Here is a 17,781-nt window from a genome sequence, read left to right as displayed (position 1 = left end):
ATGACCCATTAGATGGAACCGTGCAGCGATGTTAACACGGCTGAATAAGCGATAGCGAATTGAACGACGAGCGGGATGCGGGGCAGGGTAGGCGTGCCACTGGATTGTTGCTTTATTGCTGGGCCTGCCATGCCTTGATGCCATTGACCCAGGATTTTGCGGGCAGCTTGGTGGTCGCGGTAATCTGCGCTGCACGTTCATACAGTGCAGCGATGTCCAGCGTCGGTGTTGAATTAAAGGCAATCGCGATCACATTGCCGTCATGTACTTCCGGCAAGGAAATCACGGTGTCGAAGGCGAAGTGCATTGCACTCAGGTTCCTCGCATAACTGGGATGATCGCCGAACAGGTTCACCGTCATGATGCCGTTCGGCGTCAGGCAGGCGGCACACGATTGATAAAATTCCGGCGTATCCAGAACCGGGCCGCGTGCGGTCGCGTCGTATACATCGACCTGCAGCGCATCGATGCGTCCCAGATTGGCGGGGTCATTCACATATTCGAGCGCATCCATCTCGATCACGCTGAGTCGCTCGTCATTCGGCGGTAGCTTGAACATGGTTTCGCAGATGGTGATCACCGACGGATTTAAATCGACTGCCGTGATGCGTGCTTCGCGAAACCATTTGTAGCTGAACTTGGTCAGCGAGCCTGTGCCCAGTCCGAGTTGCACGATATGTTGCGGCTGCTCGTTGAATAGCATCCACGCCATCATCTGCTGCGCATATTCCAGTTCTATCCAGTCGGGTTTGCTGATGCGCATCGCGCCTTGCACCCATTCGGTACCGAAATGCAGGTAACGGACGCCGAACTGTTCCGACAGGGTGACCGGTGCGAACTTGACCTTGCGCGGCTTGGCTGCCGGATTAGACTTGTCGGCGGCGGTGGATTTCTTGCCTGGCCCGCTTTTCAAGTTGGCATCGGCTTCTATGGATTTACGTTTGATCAGCATGAATTCTGTGGGAAATGTTTAAGGTCGTGCATTTAAGTCAGGCATGATACCGCGCCAGACAGCCAGCTTCTGTTCAAATGTCATCACGGCATACGCGGGTGATGAGGAAGGCAATACATACGTTGCAAAACCGGCCGCCGCAAACAAGGGCGCCTGCTTGCCCGACGTTTTGCCATTGAAGCCTATGCGGCGCAAGGCCGGGCATTGTTCTTTCAATATCTTCAAGTCATTGTGTTGCGCGTCGCGGATCGCGCTATCCAGACTGCCTTCGCGCGCGCAGGCAGCGATCACATCCCATACGCCGATGCGATGACTCAGCAATCGGTCTAATCTTTCTGGGTAGGGCAGCGCGACCAAGTCATCGTCGATGAGCGCAGAAAGCAGGCGCCAGAACTGATTGCGCGGATGCGCGTAATACTGCTGTGCCTGCAGTGAAGCCTCACCGGGAAAGCTGCCGAGAAACAGGATTTCCGTATGCTTGTCGATGACAGGGGGGAAACCGGTCAGCAAGGACGATGGAAGAGACGGTTGGCGAGAAGCTGGCATGCTGGTATTTTAATGTACGCGCGACCTATCGTAGTCAGTCCATGCAGTCCTATCGACAAGAACCATCAGGAGACCCTATGAGCAAAAAAGTGATGATCGTCACTGGCGGTAGCCGCGGCATCGGTGCAGAGATCGCCAAATTGGGCGCGCTCGACGGTTATGCCGTCTGCATCAGTTATCTGCGCAACAAGGCCGCGGCCGATGCCGTGGTCGATGGCATCACACAGGCGGGCGGCGAAGCCATCGCCATCGTGGCTGACATGGCGGTCGAGTCCGACATCCTGCATCTGTTCCAGACTGTCGATCAAAAGTTCGGTACGCTGACGGCACTGGTCAACAATGCCGGTATTCTGGAGAAGCAGATGCGCGTCGATCAAATGGATGCGGCACGCATGCAACGTATATTCACGACCAATATTCTGGGCAGTTTTCTGTGCGCGCGCGAAGCGGTCAAGCGCATGTCTACCCTGCATGGCGGCAGCGGCGGTGCCATCGTGAATATATCGTCGGTCGCCGCCCGTACCGGCGGCCCCGGCGAATATGTCGATTACGCAGCATCCAAAGGTGCCATCGATACGCTGACGATAGGGCTGGCGAAGGAAGTCGCGACCGAAGGCATACGCGTCAATGCCGTGCGGCCGGGCGTTATTTATACCGAAATACATGCCAGCGGCGGTGAACCCGGACGCGTCGATAGGGTCAAGAGCAATGTGCCTATGCAGCGTGGGGGCGAAGCCAATGAAGTCGCACAAGCGGTATTGTGGCTATTGTCGGACAAGGCTTCTTACACGACCGGCAGTTTGCTGGATGTGACGGGTGGACGATAGGTCGCCTGGCCTTTTGATATTTTATTTGCAAGCCTGATGAAGGATCACCAATGAAGCAAGTCATCACAGTATTTCGCGTCATACACGGTTTGATGGCTTTGTTTTTTGCCTGTGCAGCACTGATGCTGATTGTCATTGCGGCACGAATGGGCTGGCTGGCCTTTATCGGCAGTCTCGATCAAGCCGCGGCACAACACATTATTGAAGCCGTGGGTTTGCTGGCTGCGGCCGTCGTGGCCTTGCAGATTGCGGAAACGATAGTCGAAGAAGAAGTGGTACGCGATGCGGATATCAGTGCCCCGACGCGGGTGCGGCGTTTCCTGTCGCGGTTCTTTGTCGTGGTCATCGTTGCCCTCGCAATCGAAGGTTTGGTCGCCACCTTCAAGGCCTTGCATGAAGCACCGGAACAACTTCCCTATGCCGCAAGTATTTTGGTCGCCACTGCATTTCTGTTGGCTGCGTGGGGTGTATTCATCCACCTGAATCGCTCGGCGGAAGAGCTTGAGCCGGAGGCAATGGAAGATGCCAAGAATGAAGATCACAAGCTAAAAGGTTAAATCGAATGTGCATTGCACAGGTATTTGTGCAGGGTATCGTCATTGCTTTTACCGTTGCTCCGCGAAATGATGCATTGTCTGGCTGTTACCGATATTCCGAAGTTAAATCACGAAGGAGAAGAAGATGAATGCAGCAAAACTGGCAGGAATAGTATTGATCGTGGCGGGTACCTTGGGCCTTGTTTATGGCAGTTTCAGTTATACGAAAGAAACGCATGAAGCGAAACTGGGACCGTTGCAATTTTCGGTGCAGGAAAAAGAGACGGTGAATGTGCCGATCTGGGCCGGTGTCGGCGCGATCGTGATTGGCGGCTTGCTGCTGGTATTTGGCGGCAAGAAGGGTTGATTGCACAGAAGCGCTCGATCTGCCCTCGTGCGTGGCGGGCGCCCTGTGCGTTTTTACATTCGTAAGCATTTGATCCCTGCGTACAATGGCCGGTTTAAATCAACGAGACCATAGATAATGAAAAAGAGCGGAATGGCAAAGAGCGACGCCAAGAAACTGATGGGCAAGATGATTGCACCTGGCGCAACGGTTTTTGGCGGAGATAATGCGGTAGCGATAGATAGGCGTGAACAGCGCAAGCGCGATCAGGCACTGGGATTGATACCGTTCGCGGTCAAGCTCAATGGCGATTTGGTCCAGCAATTGCAGGCACTGGCAAAAGCACGCGGCGTGGATCTGAACCAAGTGACTGCCGATGTGTTGACGCAGGGGCTCAAGGCGTGAGGTGATTTTTCCCGTGAATCTGCGATATAGGCATATTCAGGGGATAAGGAAAGGCACGCATCGAAAGACGTTTCTACCTTGCAGCGATAAAAAAAGCCACGCATATAGCGTGGCTTTTTTTTGTCTGCAATTTAAACACTGGCAAGATGCAACTGATGGCAGTCCAGTCCTGCCTGTGGTGTTTACGCGATGGCGTCCAGCGCCTTGCTCAGGTTGGCGACGGTGCGCTCGATGTTGTGCAGCTTGTCCAAGCCAAATAGTCCGACGCGGAAGGTCTTGAAGTCAGCCCGTTCATCGCACTGCAATGGAACGCCCGCTGCGGTCTGCAAGCCTGCTGCGACAAATTTCTTGGACGATTGTATGCCGTCATCATTGGTGTAGCTGACCACGACACCCGGGGCTTGAAAGCCTTCTGCCGCGACGCTCTTGAACCCTTTGGATACCAGCAGTGCGCGCACTTTGTCGCCCAGTTCCTGTTGCTCGGCTCTGACTTTGTCGAAACCGTAGGCAGCGGTTTCTTCCATCACGCCGCGCAGGACCGTCAGCGCATCGGTAGGCATGGTGGTGTGGTAGGCGACGTTGCCTTGTTCGTAGGATTCCATGATTTGCAACCACTTGCGCAAATCGCAGGCGAAGCTGGTGCTTTGGGTGGAATCGATTTTTTCGCGCGCACGCGCGCTCAACATCACGAACGCACAACCGGCCGAAGCACTCCAGCCTTTTTGCGGCGCACTGATCAGGATATCGACGCCGGTAGCTTGCATGTCGACCCACATGGTGCCTGAGGCGATGCAATCCAGCACGAACAGGCCGCCGACAGCATGTACCGCGTCAGACACCTGGCGCATGTAGTCATCCGGCAGCATGATGCCGGAAGCGGTTTCCACGTGCGGAGCAAACACCACAGCCGGTTTGGTCGCCGCGATCGAGGCCACCACTTCGGCGATAGGAGGCGGGGCAAAAGGCGCTTGCGCTGAATCTTCCAGTTGACGCGCCTTCAGCACGGTGGTGGCGGCAGGAATGCTGCCCATGTCCAGAATCTGCGTCCAGCGGTAGCTGAACCAGCCATTGCGGATGATCAGGCATTGCTGCTGGGTTGCGAACTGCCGTGCGACGGCTTCCATGCCGAAGGTGCCGCTACCGGGCATGACAACGGCCGATTGCGCCTTGTAGACGTGTTTCAAGGTCCGGGAAATATCATTCATCACGCCTTGAAAGCGTTCGGACATATGGTTGATCGCGCGATCGGTATAGACGACGGAATATTCGAGAAGACCGTCGGGATCGACGTTGGGTAGTAAACCTGGCACGTTGGCTCCAGCAAGAATGAATAAATTAGGCCTGGCCAGGGTTTACCTGACAAGGCCACAAAAGGCACAGAATGCCGAAAAGGGTAGATTTTACCAAAGTGGCGGCTTCCCACCCCGGATGGCGCCATGAATGCCGGTTTGGTTGTCCGTTTTGCCTGCCTGATTCAGCCGGCAGGCGCTGCGGTCAAGCCAGCATTCAGGCCGCTGCGTCAGGTGCCTGTTTTTCGTCCAGCGCAATGTCGAGCATCATCGCGTGCGCCAGCGGGCCCAGCTCTTTACGCAAGTCCTCGATGGACAACTTGGCAGGAATCAGCAAGTGCGCGCCAATCTTGAACGTTTGCTTGCCGGACACGCCGCTACGCACGATCTCGGTGTGTATGTTTTCGATGCTGATATTGCGCTCAGCCAATATCTTGGTCAGGCTGCTGACGATCCCGACCCGGTCGTCGCCGATCAGTTCGAGTTCCACGCTCTTGATCGCGTCGGATACCTTGGCACCGTCGCTCTTGGCAATGACCACTTGCAAGCCACTGGATTCCAGTCCACGCAGCGCATTGGCAAGCGCATCGGCGTTCTCGCGCGGTACCTCGAAATGCACCATGCCGGCAAATTCTCCTGCAATTCTGGTCAGGCGACTGGCTGCCCAGTTAGCGCCGTAGCGGTGTGCACGGTCGGCCAGCGAACTGACGATGCCGTGCCGGTCGGTGCCGACAATGGAGACGATCAGCGACGTGGTGTCGGAAGATACTTCCTCGGTCAGCACGACCGACTTGCGAATCATCGGGGCCTTGGTGGCAAAGCGCGCATCTTGCTGGAACGCCGGCAGTGCGCCGTGTTCACTGGCGTGATGGATGACCTTGCTCAACAGTTGCAGGCCCATCGGTGCCAGCGCGCGTTCCCACAATTCGCGTGCGTTTTCGCCTTTTTCTACAAAGCACCAGTCTTGTGCGGCGATGGCGCCGGCATCCCAGCCGTCGGCCAGGTGATAAATCGAGCCGCCGGCGATAGGATCGCCTTCCAGAATTGTCCATTCGACCGCAGCAATGCCGCGATGCCTAGGCAACAACGAAGGGTGATAACCGATACCGCCCAAACGCGCGCGTGCCAGCGCTTCGTCACTGACGCGTGCATGCGTATGTGCGGCGAGAATGATGTCAGTGCCTTCTGCAATCGCTTCTCCTGGCACAAACCGCGGATTTTCGAGTACGTGCAGCGGGACGCCGGCCGCGCGTGCCGCTTGCGCCAGTCGGTCATCTTCAGCGGGAGCGACTACGCTCGTGAATTCGATACCGGCTTCCTTGCGCAGCGTTTCGAACACCAAGGCACCGAAGTAACGGGATCCTACCAATGCACATTTCATTTTTATTCATTCCTTCATCGATATACAGGCAGCGGGGGCAAGCAGTGGGTGTTGCATGTTCGTCTTGTCCTGCCTGCTGCAGGTTTGTGGCCTACCGGGATGCGCCTGGTTTTTTCATGATTTCGCAACACGATGCGCAGCGCGGAAGGATACCAGAAAGGGCCAGGTGATGCGGCAGGGAAACGGAGTGCCAGCGTTCTTTCTCATGCTGAACCTGGCATGGGCAGCTCAATAAAACACGAGCAATCAAACATCCTTCATCCGTCAATGGCCTGTGCCTGCGAGCACGCTGAAGGTTGGAATCGGAGTTGAATATTGCTTTTTTAGTATTTGATTCGACGGTGCGATGAGCGTTAAGCAGTAGTTGAGCGTGGCGCTAACTAGATATGAGTAGAGTTTTAATGACAGTCGCCCGCCTGCTCCGACTTTTGCTGCGAGTGATATAGCCACCGTGCGCTGATCAAAAGCAGCAACGTAGCCAAGGCCTGCGCTAGTTCCAGTCCGCTCAAATGAAGGGCGGGAACCGGCACATGATTGAACATCAACGCGACGAGCGGCCCGGCGATTTGGCCGAGAGCAAACGCGGCTGTCATGCGTGCGAGTAATGGTTTGGGATTCGTTGGCATCATGTGACGTGCTTCTTGCAAGCCCGTCATAGTCGCCACCAGGAAAGTCCCACCGACGAAAATAGCTGCCAGCATGACAGCCCAGCCTGAATGACTGAACAATGGCAAGGCACAACCTGTCGCTAATGTGAGATGACTGGCAGCCCAAATATTGCGGCCCTTCCAGTGACGCAAGGCGCGTCCCGCCAGCAGCGTGGAAACGGCAGCTGCCAAACCAAAGATCGGCCATAGCAAGCCAAATTGCCGCGGATCGTCGATCAGGCCCTGAGCCAATGTCGGCAAATAGGTTGCGGGCAAAATATAGCCAAAACCCAGAGCGCCATAACAAAGGACGAGTGCCTTGCCATGCTGGTCAACGGGGGCTGGATGGTGAATCAATGCATCCACCGGTGCATGACGATTCGGTAGTGCAGCCGTGCTCGCATCCGGCCAGAGCACTACGATAATGATGGTTAAACCGAGCGACAGCCAGCCCAGTTGTGTCCACAACGATAGTGCGTCTACGTCGTTTTGCCACCAGACCCAGCCCCCCGCCAATGCAATACCGATACCAACACCAGCAAATACCCAGCCACCGGCATCACTGCGCTTGCGCAAGGCTAGGGCAGTCATCGCCCAGCCGCTGATGAGTATCAGCGCCCATGCACTCACGATGCCTGCCAGTAGTCGAAGCATGATCCAGCCAGCCAGGTGAGTCAGCGCTGTCATGCCCATGGTTAATACAACCGTTGCCAGCAGGCTGAGCATCACTTAAATGCGTGTTTTTCCCGGCAAATAAGCGGCAGTCAATGCGCCCAAGAAATAGCCGACATAGTTGGCAGAAGCCAGCCATGCACCCGCCGTCCCGTCAATCAATCCCTCGCGCTGCATCAAAGGTAGCAAGGGCGTAAAAGCAAATCGGCCGACGCCCATGGCCACGGCCAGTCCCAGGCTCGCCGTAAGACATATAAGCCAGATGGGTATTGAAGTTGGGGGTTTACTCGGAGTATTCATAGGTCATTAAAGCATTCGGAAATATCATTAAATAATGAATTGCTGGAAGAGATGATTCTTTCAGTCAGAACAGTGGCTAGGGACTATTTACATATATTTCGGAGCTTATTAAGCGTAGGCGGAGCGTTTTGCCTCCGCGTGAACAGCGCTGCCCAAGATAGGCGCGTGCAGACCGCGTTTTCGCTAATCGCTCTCGAAAGCCGTCTTGAAGATTAGGGCGTAAATTCCCAATGCTCAGTCCAGTCGGCTTCTTCTTTCACTACTTTTTTCAACAGGTCGAATATCTTTTCCATGATCTCCGATTTGCGTTGACGCGAATAAATCAGAAAGACCGGGTAAGAAAATTCCGGCGCATTTTCCACAATCTTGATGCGTCCCTCTGCCAGCGCACGCCGCGTAACGCGCGTCCTGAAATAGCCGGTGCCGCCGCATTGCAGAATGTATTGCAGTGCCAAGGGACCGAGATTAAACGACATGCTGTTTCTGGCTCTGTCGGGTAATGCTGCATCGTGTTCTTTTCTGAAATCCAGGCCCCAGTCCACATAGACGTAGGGCTCGGCATTCCTCGTTGACGAAATCTGGATCAACTTCTCTTCCAGAATCTGCTCAACCTGCATGCCAGCCCAGTACTCAGGACGGTACACCAGTGCCGCGTCCAGCAAGCCTCTTTCAAGTTGCGATTGCAGTACTGTGCCGTCGCCGACTTCCACCCTCAATGTGTGCGACGGCAAGGTCTGCCGTATCTGCATGGTCCATTGCAACAGCAAGGGATTTGAAAGACTGATCTCTGCGCCGATTGCAATGGTTTCTTTCGCGCCCTCGGGCAAGGGCAAATCCCTGCGAGCTGCATCCCAGGTTTGCACTAATTGACTCGCATAGCCGACGAAGCGTTCGCCATCGTTGGTTAAGCGTGCACCGGCGCGATTGCGGATGAACAGCGAACAACCCAATTGCGACTCGAGGTTTTGTACCCGCGCGGTCACTGCCGTCTGCGTGACATGGAGGCGGGTGGCGGCGGCAATGAAGCTTCCTGTGTGGACAATGTGCAGAAATGTGCGTGCGAGTTCGATATCCATGTCTGACTAACTGCAATGTCTTTGATAATAAATTGGATGAGATTTCATTATTCCGTGTGTTTTTAAATATGCATAATTTATACATCATATCGCTGACCGATGTCTATCTGATGTGAAACATGATTTGAAACAGGCTATTTAAAAATACCGAAAGGAAGTTCAGCGTGATTGCTCATCCTCATGATTCCGAGTCTTGCATGTCCTCTTCCTCGCGCGTTCATCGCGCCACCGTCGCCTTGCTGAGCAAGGCATCCATACAAATCAATGGCGGCATGCCCTGGGATATGCAATTGAAGGCGCCTGGCGTTCCGGAGCGCGCGTTCTCAAAAGGAAATCTGGGGCTGGGCGAGGCTTATATGGACGGCGCCTGGGACGCAGAACAACTGGATGAATTTTTCGCCAGGCTGTTAAGCACGCGCTTGACCGATCAAATCCGCCCGGTCCGGCTGTTAGGCCATGTATTGGCGGCAAGGCTGTTGAATCGACAGGACATGGTGCGGGCCAAGCAGGTAGGAGAAGTGCATTACGACCTTGGCAATGACTTTTACGCAGCGATGCTGGATGCGCGCATGACATATACCTGCGGGTACTGGCACGACGCGGAAACCCTGGAGCAAGCGCAGGAGGCCAAGCTGGACTTGATTTGCCGCAAGCTCAAATTGAAACCCGGGATGCGGGTCCTGGATATTGGATGCGGCTGGGGAAGTTTCATGTCGTATGCCGCAGAAAACTACGGTGTGGAATGTGTAGGTGTCAGCATTTCAAAAGAACAAATTGAATGGGCCAAGAAGAAGTATCAGTCTCTTCCGCTCGACTTCCGCTTTCAGGATTATCGAGAGATTAACGAACCTTTCGACGCGATCGTCAGTGTCGGCATGTTTGAACATGTGGGTCGAAAAAACTACCGTACCTACATGCAGGTTGCGCATCGCTGCCTGGATAAGGGTGGCCTGTTCTTGCTTCATACGATAGGCAAAAATATGCGCAAGTCGGTTCCCGATCCATGGATAGACAAATACATCTTTCCGAATGGCGACCTGCCATCGATAGGCCAGATCGGCGACGCGATAGATGACCTCTTTGTCGTAGAGGATTTACATAACTTCGGTGCTGATTACGACAAGACGCTGATGGCCTGGTTCAAGAACTTTGATGCGGCCTGGCCGAAGTTCGAAAGCGCATTGGGTGCGCGCTTTTACAGGATGTGGCGCTATTACCTTTTGTCTTGTGCCGGTGCTTTCCGTGCACGCGACATTCAGCTTTGGCAGTGGGTGCTGTCAAAAGAAGGTGTGAAAGGCGGTTATCGACGTGAGCTGATATGACGCGCGAAATGAAGCAAGTGTGCAACTTCAAAAATAATTTTTCCAACCGCAAAGGTTGTTCTGGCAGTACTCATTTATCAAGGAGCTTATATGCAAGTCGCTGAAGAATTTAAAATCCAGGATGCCAAAGGGCATGTGGTCATTTTGCAGAAAATCAGGCCCGGGATCAGTTATCTCGACTTTGGCATGACGCATTTGCCGCGCAGCTTTCAAGGCTATCGGGTCAAATATACGGATCGAACTGCAGAGCTAAGGGACGATGGGACGTTTCAACTAAGCGATACGGGGACTATCTGTACGCGTGTGTAAGTAAAGTGCCGTCACCCGTGCTTGCGTTGGTGACGGCGCTAGTCAGCCGTGGTACGTCCGCAGGCTGCGGTCAAGGCCCATCCATGCCTGGGATCAGGTCGTAGGTTTTCTCTTGTGCTTGTAGAAATGTTGGCCCGCCAAGCGCAGTATCTATTCAAAGATTTCTTATCCAAGGAGTACCTGCCACATTGTTGCCTGATGCTCTTGCGCGCCTGTCACGCCGCATGGGTAGCAGGTTGATGCTGCGCATCCTGCGTAATTCTTCCGCCTGGCCGGGATTGAATATATACATCATATTGTGATATATTTGGCCTTCGTTTCTTATCGCGTCGTCACGCCTTTACTTCATGTCTGAGTTATCTAAATCCAATTCTGCTTCTGCCGAACCGATCGATTTCGAAGCCTTGTCCGAGTTTCGTTATCAACTACGTCGCTTTTTGCGTTTTAGCGAGGATGCGGCGCAAAGCGTTGGATTAACGCCGCTGCATTATCTGGTGTTGTTGCATATCAAGGGCTTTCCAGATCAGGATTGGGCGACGGTTGGACAACTGGCGGAACGCTTGCAGATCCAGCATCACGGGGCGGTGGCGCTCGTGTCGCGCTGCGAAAAAGCTGGCCTGGTTGTGCGTTCGCCGGGCAAGAGCGATCGTCGCCAGGTTTGCGTCAGTTTGACGTCGCTGGGTGAAAAGCAGCTACGTCATCTTGCGGAACTGCATCGCAATGAACTGCGTTCGCTATCCAAGGTGTTCAAGGTTGCGCGGATATCGGCATTCAATGATGAAGGCAGTGAAAGCTGAACTTGCGAGCGTTGCTGCTAAGAGCCTTGCGTCCACCACCCAATACTTGATCGACAAATTTCATGCATAGCCATCAACGCGATTTTTCCCTCAATAGCCGCATGCTTTTTTTGTGTGCGATTGCGACCCTTATAGGGCTGCTTAGTACAGCTGCGGCATATGCACTACTGAACCTGATCAATTTCTTTACCAATCTGTTTTTCTTTCAGACCTTGTCATTCGCCGAGCGCTCTCCTGCCGAGCACACAATGGGAGTGATCGTGATTGCATTGCCTATTGTCGGCGGCTTGATTGCCGGCTTGATCGCGCGCTATGGCTCAGACAAGGTGAGGGGGCATGGCATTCCCGAAGCGCTGGAAGCGATCCTGTTTCGCAAGAGCCAGATGTCACCCAAGGTGGCGGTGCTCAAGCCCTTGACGTCCGGCATCGTGATCGGCAGCGGCGGCCCGTTCGGGGCAGAGGGGCCGATCATCATGACAGGTGGTGCAATTGGCTCGCTGATTGCGCAGAATTTCTCTGTCAGTTCGGCCGAGCGCAAGACCTTGCTGGTGGCTGGTGCGACGGCGGGGATGACCGCGGTATTCGGAACGCCGATCGCGGCGGTACTGCTGGCGGTCGAATTGCTGCTGTTTGAATGGCGCCCGCGCAGTTTGATCCCGGTCATCATTGCGTGTGCGGTTGCGGGTTTTGCACGGCCCTTGCTAATGGGTGCAGGGCCTTTGTTTCCCATGCATACAGAAGTGGCTGGCTGGCAGGCTTTTTTCGTTTGCGTGGTGGCCGGACTGTTAAGCGGCATGTTGTCTGCCGCGATGTCGTCTGCCTTATACAAGGTGGAGGATCTGTTCAGCAAACTACCGATACACTGGATGTGGTGGCCAGCAATGGGCGCGATTGCTGTTGGCGTCGGCGGATACTTCCAGCCGCGTGCGCTGGGTGTCGGTTATGACGTTATCGCCGATTTGTTGAACAATCAGATTGCAGTTTCTATCGCCTTGTCGCTGCTGCTAGTCAAAGCAACGATCTGGGTGATTGCGCTGGGTTCGGGGACCTCGGGCGGTGTATTGGCTCCCTTGCTGATGCTCGGTGCAGGATTGGGCGTGGTTATCGCGAGCATCGTTCCCGGTACGGATCCTGCGCTTTGGCCGCTGGTATGCATGGCTGCGGTCCTGGCCGGTGTGCTGGGAGCACCATTGACCGCTGCAATCTTTGCCCTTGGCTTGACTGGCGACTTCAATGCCTTGTTGCCATTGCTGCTGGCGACCGGTGTGTCGTACGGCTTTACCGTATTGGTGATGCCGCGTTCCATCATGACCGAGAAAATTGCGCGTCGAGGCCTCCATATCTATCGGGAATACAGCGTGGACCCGCAGGAACGCTCCTTCATTGATAGTGTAATGTCGACTGATGTGATGACGGTAGCGGCGGCGGCATCTTTGGCAGAAATAAAAAATGCATTTTTCGGGCTGACTCAAAGACACAGAAGTTTTCCCGTTGTGAACGAAAAAAGCATGCTGATTGGCATGCTGGATCGGGAGACTTTGGAATATGGTTTGCAGACCTTGGGCGGGCAAGGGTCGATTGCCGCTTTGTTCGAGAATGGCAAGCCCATCATGTGCCTGCAGACCGAAAGCTGTCAGGTCGTAGGGAGGCGCATGGCGGTAGAAAAGCTGGAACGCTTGCCGGTTGTTGCCGATCGCCATTCCATGCGACTGATCGGAATCGTCAGTCGCAGTGATCTGGTCAAGCCGTCGCATCAGGTGTTTCATGAAGAACATGTACGGGAGCGTTTGTTCAATCGCTGAATGAAATCGGCAAAGACATCCCCATATGGATAATCTCAGCCATGATGCAACATAGGCGCTGACTGTTTATAGAAGGATTAAATTAATCGAAGGAGTGCAAATGAGCCAAACCACTGAACGTGCAATTTTTGCCGGCGGCTGTTTTTGGGGTATGCAGGATTTGCTGCGCCGCCGCCCCGGAATTTTATCCACGCATGTAGGCTATTCCGGAGGAGATGTGCCGAACGCCACATACAGGAACCATGGAACGCATGCCGAGTCGATAGAAATCATCTTCGACCCGAGCGTGACAAGTTACAGAGATCTGCTCGCCTTCTTTTTTCAAATCCACGATCCCAGTACCAGGAATCGTCAAGGCAATGATGTGGGCACCAGCTACCGGTCAGCCATTTTCTATATAAACGATGAACAGAAGCATGTCGCCGAGGAAACCGTGCGCGATGTCGAGGCATCGGGTTTGTGGCCAGGGAAGGTAACCACAGAGATAGCGGCGGCTGGGCCATTCTGGGACGCTGAACCCGAGCATCAGGATTACCTGCAGCATTATCCGAATGGCTATACCTGCCATTACATCCGGCCTGACTGGATATTGCCGGTGCGGGCAAAAAACTAGCATGCCCAGCGCAATAAATGCTCGACGTTGGAAGCGAATTGAGGCGATGAGAAATGAGCTGAATCGATAGCGTTCCAGGATGATGTGACGTGCGTGCGGCATCTGGTTCGTGCCGATCGGCGACTATGGGCATGACGGTGTTGAAGTCGTTTTGAGCGGATGAACTTCTTCATAAAAAAACAAGGCCACACCGATTAAAGTGTGGCCTTGTTTATTCAGGACTAGCAATGCGGAATTATTTTCCGCTCATACCCAACAACATTTCATTCAGTCGCTTCACAAATCCAGCCGGATCACTCAGGTTGCCACCTTCGGCCAACAGCGCCTGATCAAACAGGATGTTCGACCAGTCATCGAATTTTGCGTCTTCATATTTCAAACGCTGCACCAATGGATGATCCGGATTGATTTCCAGAATCGGCTTCGCGTCCGGTGTATTTTGACCTGCCGCTTTCAACATCCGCAGCAGATTGCCGGACAATTCATTTTCATCGGCGACCAGGCAGGCAGGTGAGTCAGTCAGGCGGAAGGTAATGCGCACTTCCTTGGCCTTGTCGGCCAGTGCGGTTTGCATCTTGCCTACCAGTTCCTTGTATTGCTCTTCGGTTTCCTGGTGCTGTTTTTTCTCTGCCTCGTCTTCCAGTTGGCCGAGATCGAGATCGCCTTTGGCAACGGATGCGAGTTCCTTGCCTTCGAATTCTTCGAGGTAAGACAACATCCATTCATCAACGCGATCGGTCAGTAGCAGGACTTCAATGCCTTTCTTGCGGAAGATTTCCAGGTGCGGGCTGTTCTTCGCGGCATTGTAGGACTCGCCGGTGGCGTAGAAAATCTTGGTCTGGCCTTCCTTCATGCGCGACACGTAATCGTCGAACGATACGGTTTGCGCGTCGCTGTCGCCATTGGTCGATGCAAAGCGCAACAGTTTCGCGATGCGTTCCTTGTTGGTCGCATCTTCGCCCATGCCTTCTTTCAAGACCTGGCCGAAGGCATTCCAGAACGTAAGGTATTTATCTTTTTTCTCTTGTTCGTCGGCGTTGGCCAATTCTTCCAGCATGCCCAATACACGCTTGGTCGAACCTTCGCGTATCACCTTGACGTCGCGCGATTCTTGCAGGATTTCACGCGAAACGTTCAATGGCAGATCCGCCGAATCGATCACGCCTTTGACGAAGCGCAAGTACACCGGCATCAATTGCTCGGCGTCATCCATGATGAAGACGCGCTTGACGTATAGCTTGATGCCACCGCGCTTGTTGCGATCCCACAGATCGAACGGCGCCTGCGCCGGGATGTACAGCAGTTGCGTGTATTCGCTGCGGCCTTCGACGCGGTTGTGCGTGTAGGTCAGCGGCTCACCGAAGTCATGCGATACGTGTTTGTAGAACTCGTTGTACTGTTCCGGCGTGATGTCGTTCCTGTTGCGCGCCCACAAAGCACTGGCCTGGTTGATGGTTTCCAGTTCGTCGCGGGTGACGGTTTCTTTTTTCTCTTCGTCCCATTCTTCTTTCGCCATCATGATAGGCAGCGAAATGTGGTCCGAATATTTGCGGATGATGGATTTCAGTTTCCATGACGACAGGAATTCATCTTCGCCTTCGCGCAGATGCAGGATGACGTCGGAACCGCGGGTCGGCTTGTCGATCGCTTCGACGGTAAAGTCGCCTGCGCCTTCGGATTCCCAGCGCACGCCTTCGCTTGCTGCAGTGCCGGCGCGGCGGGTTTCGACCGTGATGCGATCCGCGATGATGAAGCCGGAGTAAAAGCCGACGCCGAACTGGCCGATCAATGCAGCATCTTTTTGCTGGTCGCCGGACAGGCGCGAAAAGAATTCCTTGGTGCCGGACTTGGCGATGGTGCCCAGATGCTCGATCGCGTCTTCGCGCGTCATGCCGATGCCGTTATCGCTGATCGTGATCGTGCGTTTTTCCTTGTCGAAGCTGACCTTGATTTTCAGGTCTGGATCGTTCTCGAATAAAGCGCTATTGTCGATCGCTTCGAAACGCAGCTTGTCGGCGGCGTCGGACGCGTTGGAGATCAGTTCGCGCAGGAAGATTTCCTTGTTGGAATACAAGGAATGAATCATCAATTGCAGCAATTGCTTTACTTCGGCTTGAAAGCCCAGGGTTTGCTTTTCTGGATTTTTTTGTTCGGATGCGGCCATTTTTACCTCAAGTGTCAAAAAATAATGTGGGTTTTACTAGGGAAGCGATGTCGAAAGCCTGACGGCATGCTGACCAACCCTGCATGATATTGCGCAGAGGGCAAGTAAGCCAGACCTTAGCCAGACTTTCAGACGTTTCGTCGGAAATTGGGACGAAACCGGTAATTTCAAGATCGCTGATTGTAAGCACTGTGTTCTCGGATTGTGGCATCAAGCTTTGCTGCGTATCAGTGCGATGCTTCGTTCCAGAAAACGCAGCAGGCCCGGGTCGCCCATGGCCGCGACGTTAAAACGCATATTGGTCGATGGCAACTGGCTGGGAGAGAACAGGCTGCCGGGTGCCAGCAGATAGCCTTCGGCCATGGCTTTTTCGGTCAGCAGGTTGGTATCGCAGCCGAGATCTGTCCAGAGAAACATGCCGGCCGGTGAGTTGAAATTGATCCTGGCGCCTATGCGCTCCATTTGTCTGGCCGTTTTGTCACGTATTGCATCCAGCTTGCTGCGCAAGCGGTCGCTATGTTTGCGGTAGTGGCCTTCGGACAGCACCTTGTAGACCACGCGCTCGGTGACTTCGGTGGTTGTCAATGCCGTCAGCATCTTGCGGTCCGATAAATGGCGCGCGATCTCGTGTGAAGTGGCGATGAAGCCAACGCGTAAATTGGCCGCCAGCGTTTTGGAAAAACCGCCCAGATAGATCACCCGATTCAATTGATCGAGGGCCGCAATCCGCGTCGCAGCCTGGACCGAGGTGCCGGGGTGCATATCGCAATAAATATCGTCTTCGACAATCATGAAATTGTATTGCTCGGCGATTTTTAATACCTGAAACGCCTTGGCTGCGGATAATGAAGTCGAGGTTGGATTGTGCAGGACGGAATTGATGACGAATAATTTCGGCCTGTGCAAGGCCGCCAGTTCGGCCAGCTTGCTGATATCCGGACCGTCAGACAGGCGTGGGATGCCGACCACCTTGGCCCCCAGCATTGCAAATGAACCGAACATCAGGAACCAGGCCGGATCGTCGACAAAAATCGTGTCGCCGGGCTGGATGTAATGGCGCGCCACCAGATCCAATGCTTGCGTCACGCCGGAGGTGGTGACGATCTGATCCGGCGTGGCGGATATCTCCAGTTCTGCCATCTTCAATTGCAGCTGCTGGCGTAGCGGCAGAAAGCCCTGCGGCGTACCGTATTGCAGCAGCATATTCTGATTTTGCCGGCTGACGGATCGCAGTGCATTGCCGACCAGATCGCCATCCAGCCACTCGTTGGGCAGTGAACCCACGCCGGGCATTTTCTCTGCCGGCAGTTGGCGGAACATATTACGCACCAGCCAGACGACATCCAGCTGTTGGGAGGATGCGGCACTAGGTCGCGTTGTACCGGACTTGCGCAATGCCAGCATGGGGGCGCGATCGCGCACATAAAATCCTGAGCCGCGGCGCGATTCCAGCAAGCCGCCGGCAACCAGTCGGTCATAGGCTTCCACCACGGTAAAGCGTGAAACGCCATGCTCATACGAGAATTGCCGTATCGAAGGCATGCGCGCGCCGGTGCGCAGCAATTTATCGTCTATGCGCGAGGTCACCAGTTGCACGATTTGTTCGATCAGCGAGCTATCGGCCTGGCGCGATAGCAGCGGACGCGGCAACTCAACAGCGGCTGAATGGGCACTCGGGTTAGCAGCTGGGTTGGTTGCAGAAATAGTGCTGCGGGATTTAGCTGTATTGGTCATATTGCCATGACAGTGGAGAGATTAATTCCTTAAGTGTACTGGTACTGTATTGGTTTTGTCGAT

General features: G+C 54.3%; 16 protein-coding genes and 1 pseudogene. 9 read left to right on the top strand and 8 right to left on the bottom strand.

The window, feature by feature from the left end; all coding sequences use genetic code 11:
- Positions 1-112: 112 nt before the first annotated feature.
- Entirely contained in the window at positions 113-952 is an 840-nt protein-coding gene (locus ACFQO0_RS10650; protein ID WP_382234426.1) for a spermine/spermidine synthase domain-containing protein, read from the bottom strand.
- Positions 953-970: 18 nt separating this feature from the next.
- On the bottom strand, positions 971-1,498 hold the full coding sequence (locus tag ACFQO0_RS10645) for a DNA-deoxyinosine glycosylase (protein WP_382234424.1): 528 nt from the start codon (positions 1,496-1,498) through the stop codon (positions 971-973).
- A 77-nt stretch (positions 1,499-1,575) separates the two neighbouring features.
- On the opposite strand from ACFQO0_RS10645, the gene ACFQO0_RS10640 reads away from it, so the two are divergent.
- From ACFQO0_RS10640 to ACFQO0_RS10625, 4 genes are all read left to right on the top strand, one after another.
- Entirely contained in the window at positions 1,576-2,325 is a 750-nt protein-coding gene (locus ACFQO0_RS10640) for an SDR family oxidoreductase (protein ID WP_382234422.1), read from the top strand.
- A gap of 50 nt (positions 2,326-2,375) precedes the next feature.
- Positions 2,376-2,882, top strand: coding sequence for a hypothetical protein (locus ACFQO0_RS10635; RefSeq protein WP_382234420.1), 507 nt, complete (start codon positions 2,376-2,378; stop codon positions 2,880-2,882).
- A gap of 124 nt (positions 2,883-3,006) precedes the next feature.
- Entirely contained in the window at positions 3,007-3,228 is a 222-nt protein-coding gene (locus ACFQO0_RS10630; RefSeq protein WP_382234418.1) for a hypothetical protein, read from the top strand.
- Positions 3,229-3,345: 117 nt separating this feature from the next.
- A complete protein-coding gene (locus tag ACFQO0_RS10625; protein WP_382234416.1) occupies positions 3,346-3,612 on the top strand; it encodes a hypothetical protein in 267 nt (88 codons plus the stop codon).
- Between the two features lie 182 nt (positions 3,613-3,794).
- Here ACFQO0_RS10625 and ACFQO0_RS10620 read toward each other — a convergent pair whose 3' ends face one another.
- The 4 genes and pseudogenes from ACFQO0_RS10620 to ACFQO0_RS10605 all read right to left on the bottom strand — a co-directional run bounded on the left by ACFQO0_RS10620 (position 3,795) and on the right by ACFQO0_RS10605 (position 8,977).
- The gene (locus tag ACFQO0_RS10620; protein ID WP_382234414.1) at positions 3,795-4,922 is read right to left on the bottom strand and encodes an aminotransferase class V-fold PLP-dependent enzyme; all 1,128 of its coding nucleotides are present in this window, start codon (positions 4,920-4,922) and stop codon (positions 3,795-3,797) included.
- A 196-nt stretch (positions 4,923-5,118) separates the two neighbouring features.
- Entirely contained in the window at positions 5,119-6,282 is a 1,164-nt protein-coding gene (locus tag ACFQO0_RS10615) for an ACT domain-containing protein (protein ID WP_382234412.1), read from the bottom strand.
- Positions 6,283-6,680: 398 nt separating this feature from the next.
- Positions 6,681-7,820 (bottom strand): annotated as a pseudogene (locus tag ACFQO0_RS10610) (YbfB/YjiJ family MFS transporter).
- Between the two features lie 293 nt (positions 7,821-8,113).
- Positions 8,114-8,977: a LysR family transcriptional regulator gene (locus tag ACFQO0_RS10605; RefSeq protein WP_382234410.1), complete on the bottom strand. Its 864-nt coding sequence runs from the start codon at positions 8,975-8,977 to the stop codon at positions 8,114-8,116.
- Between the two features lie 197 nt (positions 8,978-9,174).
- On the opposite strand from ACFQO0_RS10605, the gene cfa reads away from it, so the two are divergent.
- The 5 genes from cfa to msrA all read left to right on the top strand — a co-directional run bounded on the left by cfa (position 9,175) and on the right by msrA (position 13,820).
- On the top strand, positions 9,175-10,299 hold the full coding sequence (gene cfa / locus ACFQO0_RS10600; protein WP_382234408.1) for a cyclopropane fatty acyl phospholipid synthase: 1,125 nt from the start codon (positions 9,175-9,177) through the stop codon (positions 10,297-10,299).
- Positions 10,300-10,389: 90 nt separating this feature from the next.
- Positions 10,390-10,608: a hypothetical protein gene (locus ACFQO0_RS10595; RefSeq protein ID WP_382234406.1), complete on the top strand. Its 219-nt coding sequence runs from the start codon at positions 10,390-10,392 to the stop codon at positions 10,606-10,608.
- Positions 10,609-10,955: 347 nt separating this feature from the next.
- On the top strand, positions 10,956-11,405 hold the full coding sequence (locus ACFQO0_RS10590) for a MarR family winged helix-turn-helix transcriptional regulator (protein WP_382234404.1): 450 nt from the start codon (positions 10,956-10,958) through the stop codon (positions 11,403-11,405).
- 62 nt (positions 11,406-11,467) lie between these two features.
- Positions 11,468-13,207, top strand: a complete 1,740-nt coding sequence (locus ACFQO0_RS10585; RefSeq protein ID WP_382234402.1) for a chloride channel protein — start codon at positions 11,468-11,470, stop codon at positions 13,205-13,207.
- Positions 13,208-13,307: 100 nt separating this feature from the next.
- Positions 13,308-13,820 (top strand): peptide-methionine (S)-S-oxide reductase MsrA, encoded by a 513-nt coding sequence (msrA, locus tag ACFQO0_RS10580; protein WP_382234400.1) that lies wholly within the window; start codon positions 13,308-13,310, stop codon positions 13,818-13,820.
- Positions 13,821-14,055: 235 nt separating this feature from the next.
- Here msrA and htpG read toward each other — a convergent pair whose 3' ends face one another.
- Complete coding sequence (gene htpG, locus ACFQO0_RS10575; RefSeq protein ID WP_382234398.1) at positions 14,056-15,984, bottom strand: molecular chaperone HtpG; 1,929 nt, start codon at positions 15,982-15,984, stop codon at positions 14,056-14,058.
- A gap of 210 nt (positions 15,985-16,194) precedes the next feature.
- Positions 16,195-17,718, bottom strand: a complete 1,524-nt coding sequence (locus ACFQO0_RS10570; RefSeq protein ID WP_382234396.1) for an aminotransferase-like domain-containing protein — start codon at positions 17,716-17,718, stop codon at positions 16,195-16,197.
- Positions 17,719-17,781: the final 63 nt, after the last annotated feature.

Origin of the sequence: Herminiimonas aquatilis, from assembly GCF_042665175.1 — a bacterium.
GTDB classification, from domain to species: Bacteria; Pseudomonadota; Gammaproteobacteria; order Burkholderiales; family Burkholderiaceae_D; genus Oxalicibacterium; species Oxalicibacterium aquatilis.
The sequence above is the reverse complement of the archived record's forward strand: the minus strand, read 5'-3'. Positions and strand labels throughout refer to the sequence as shown.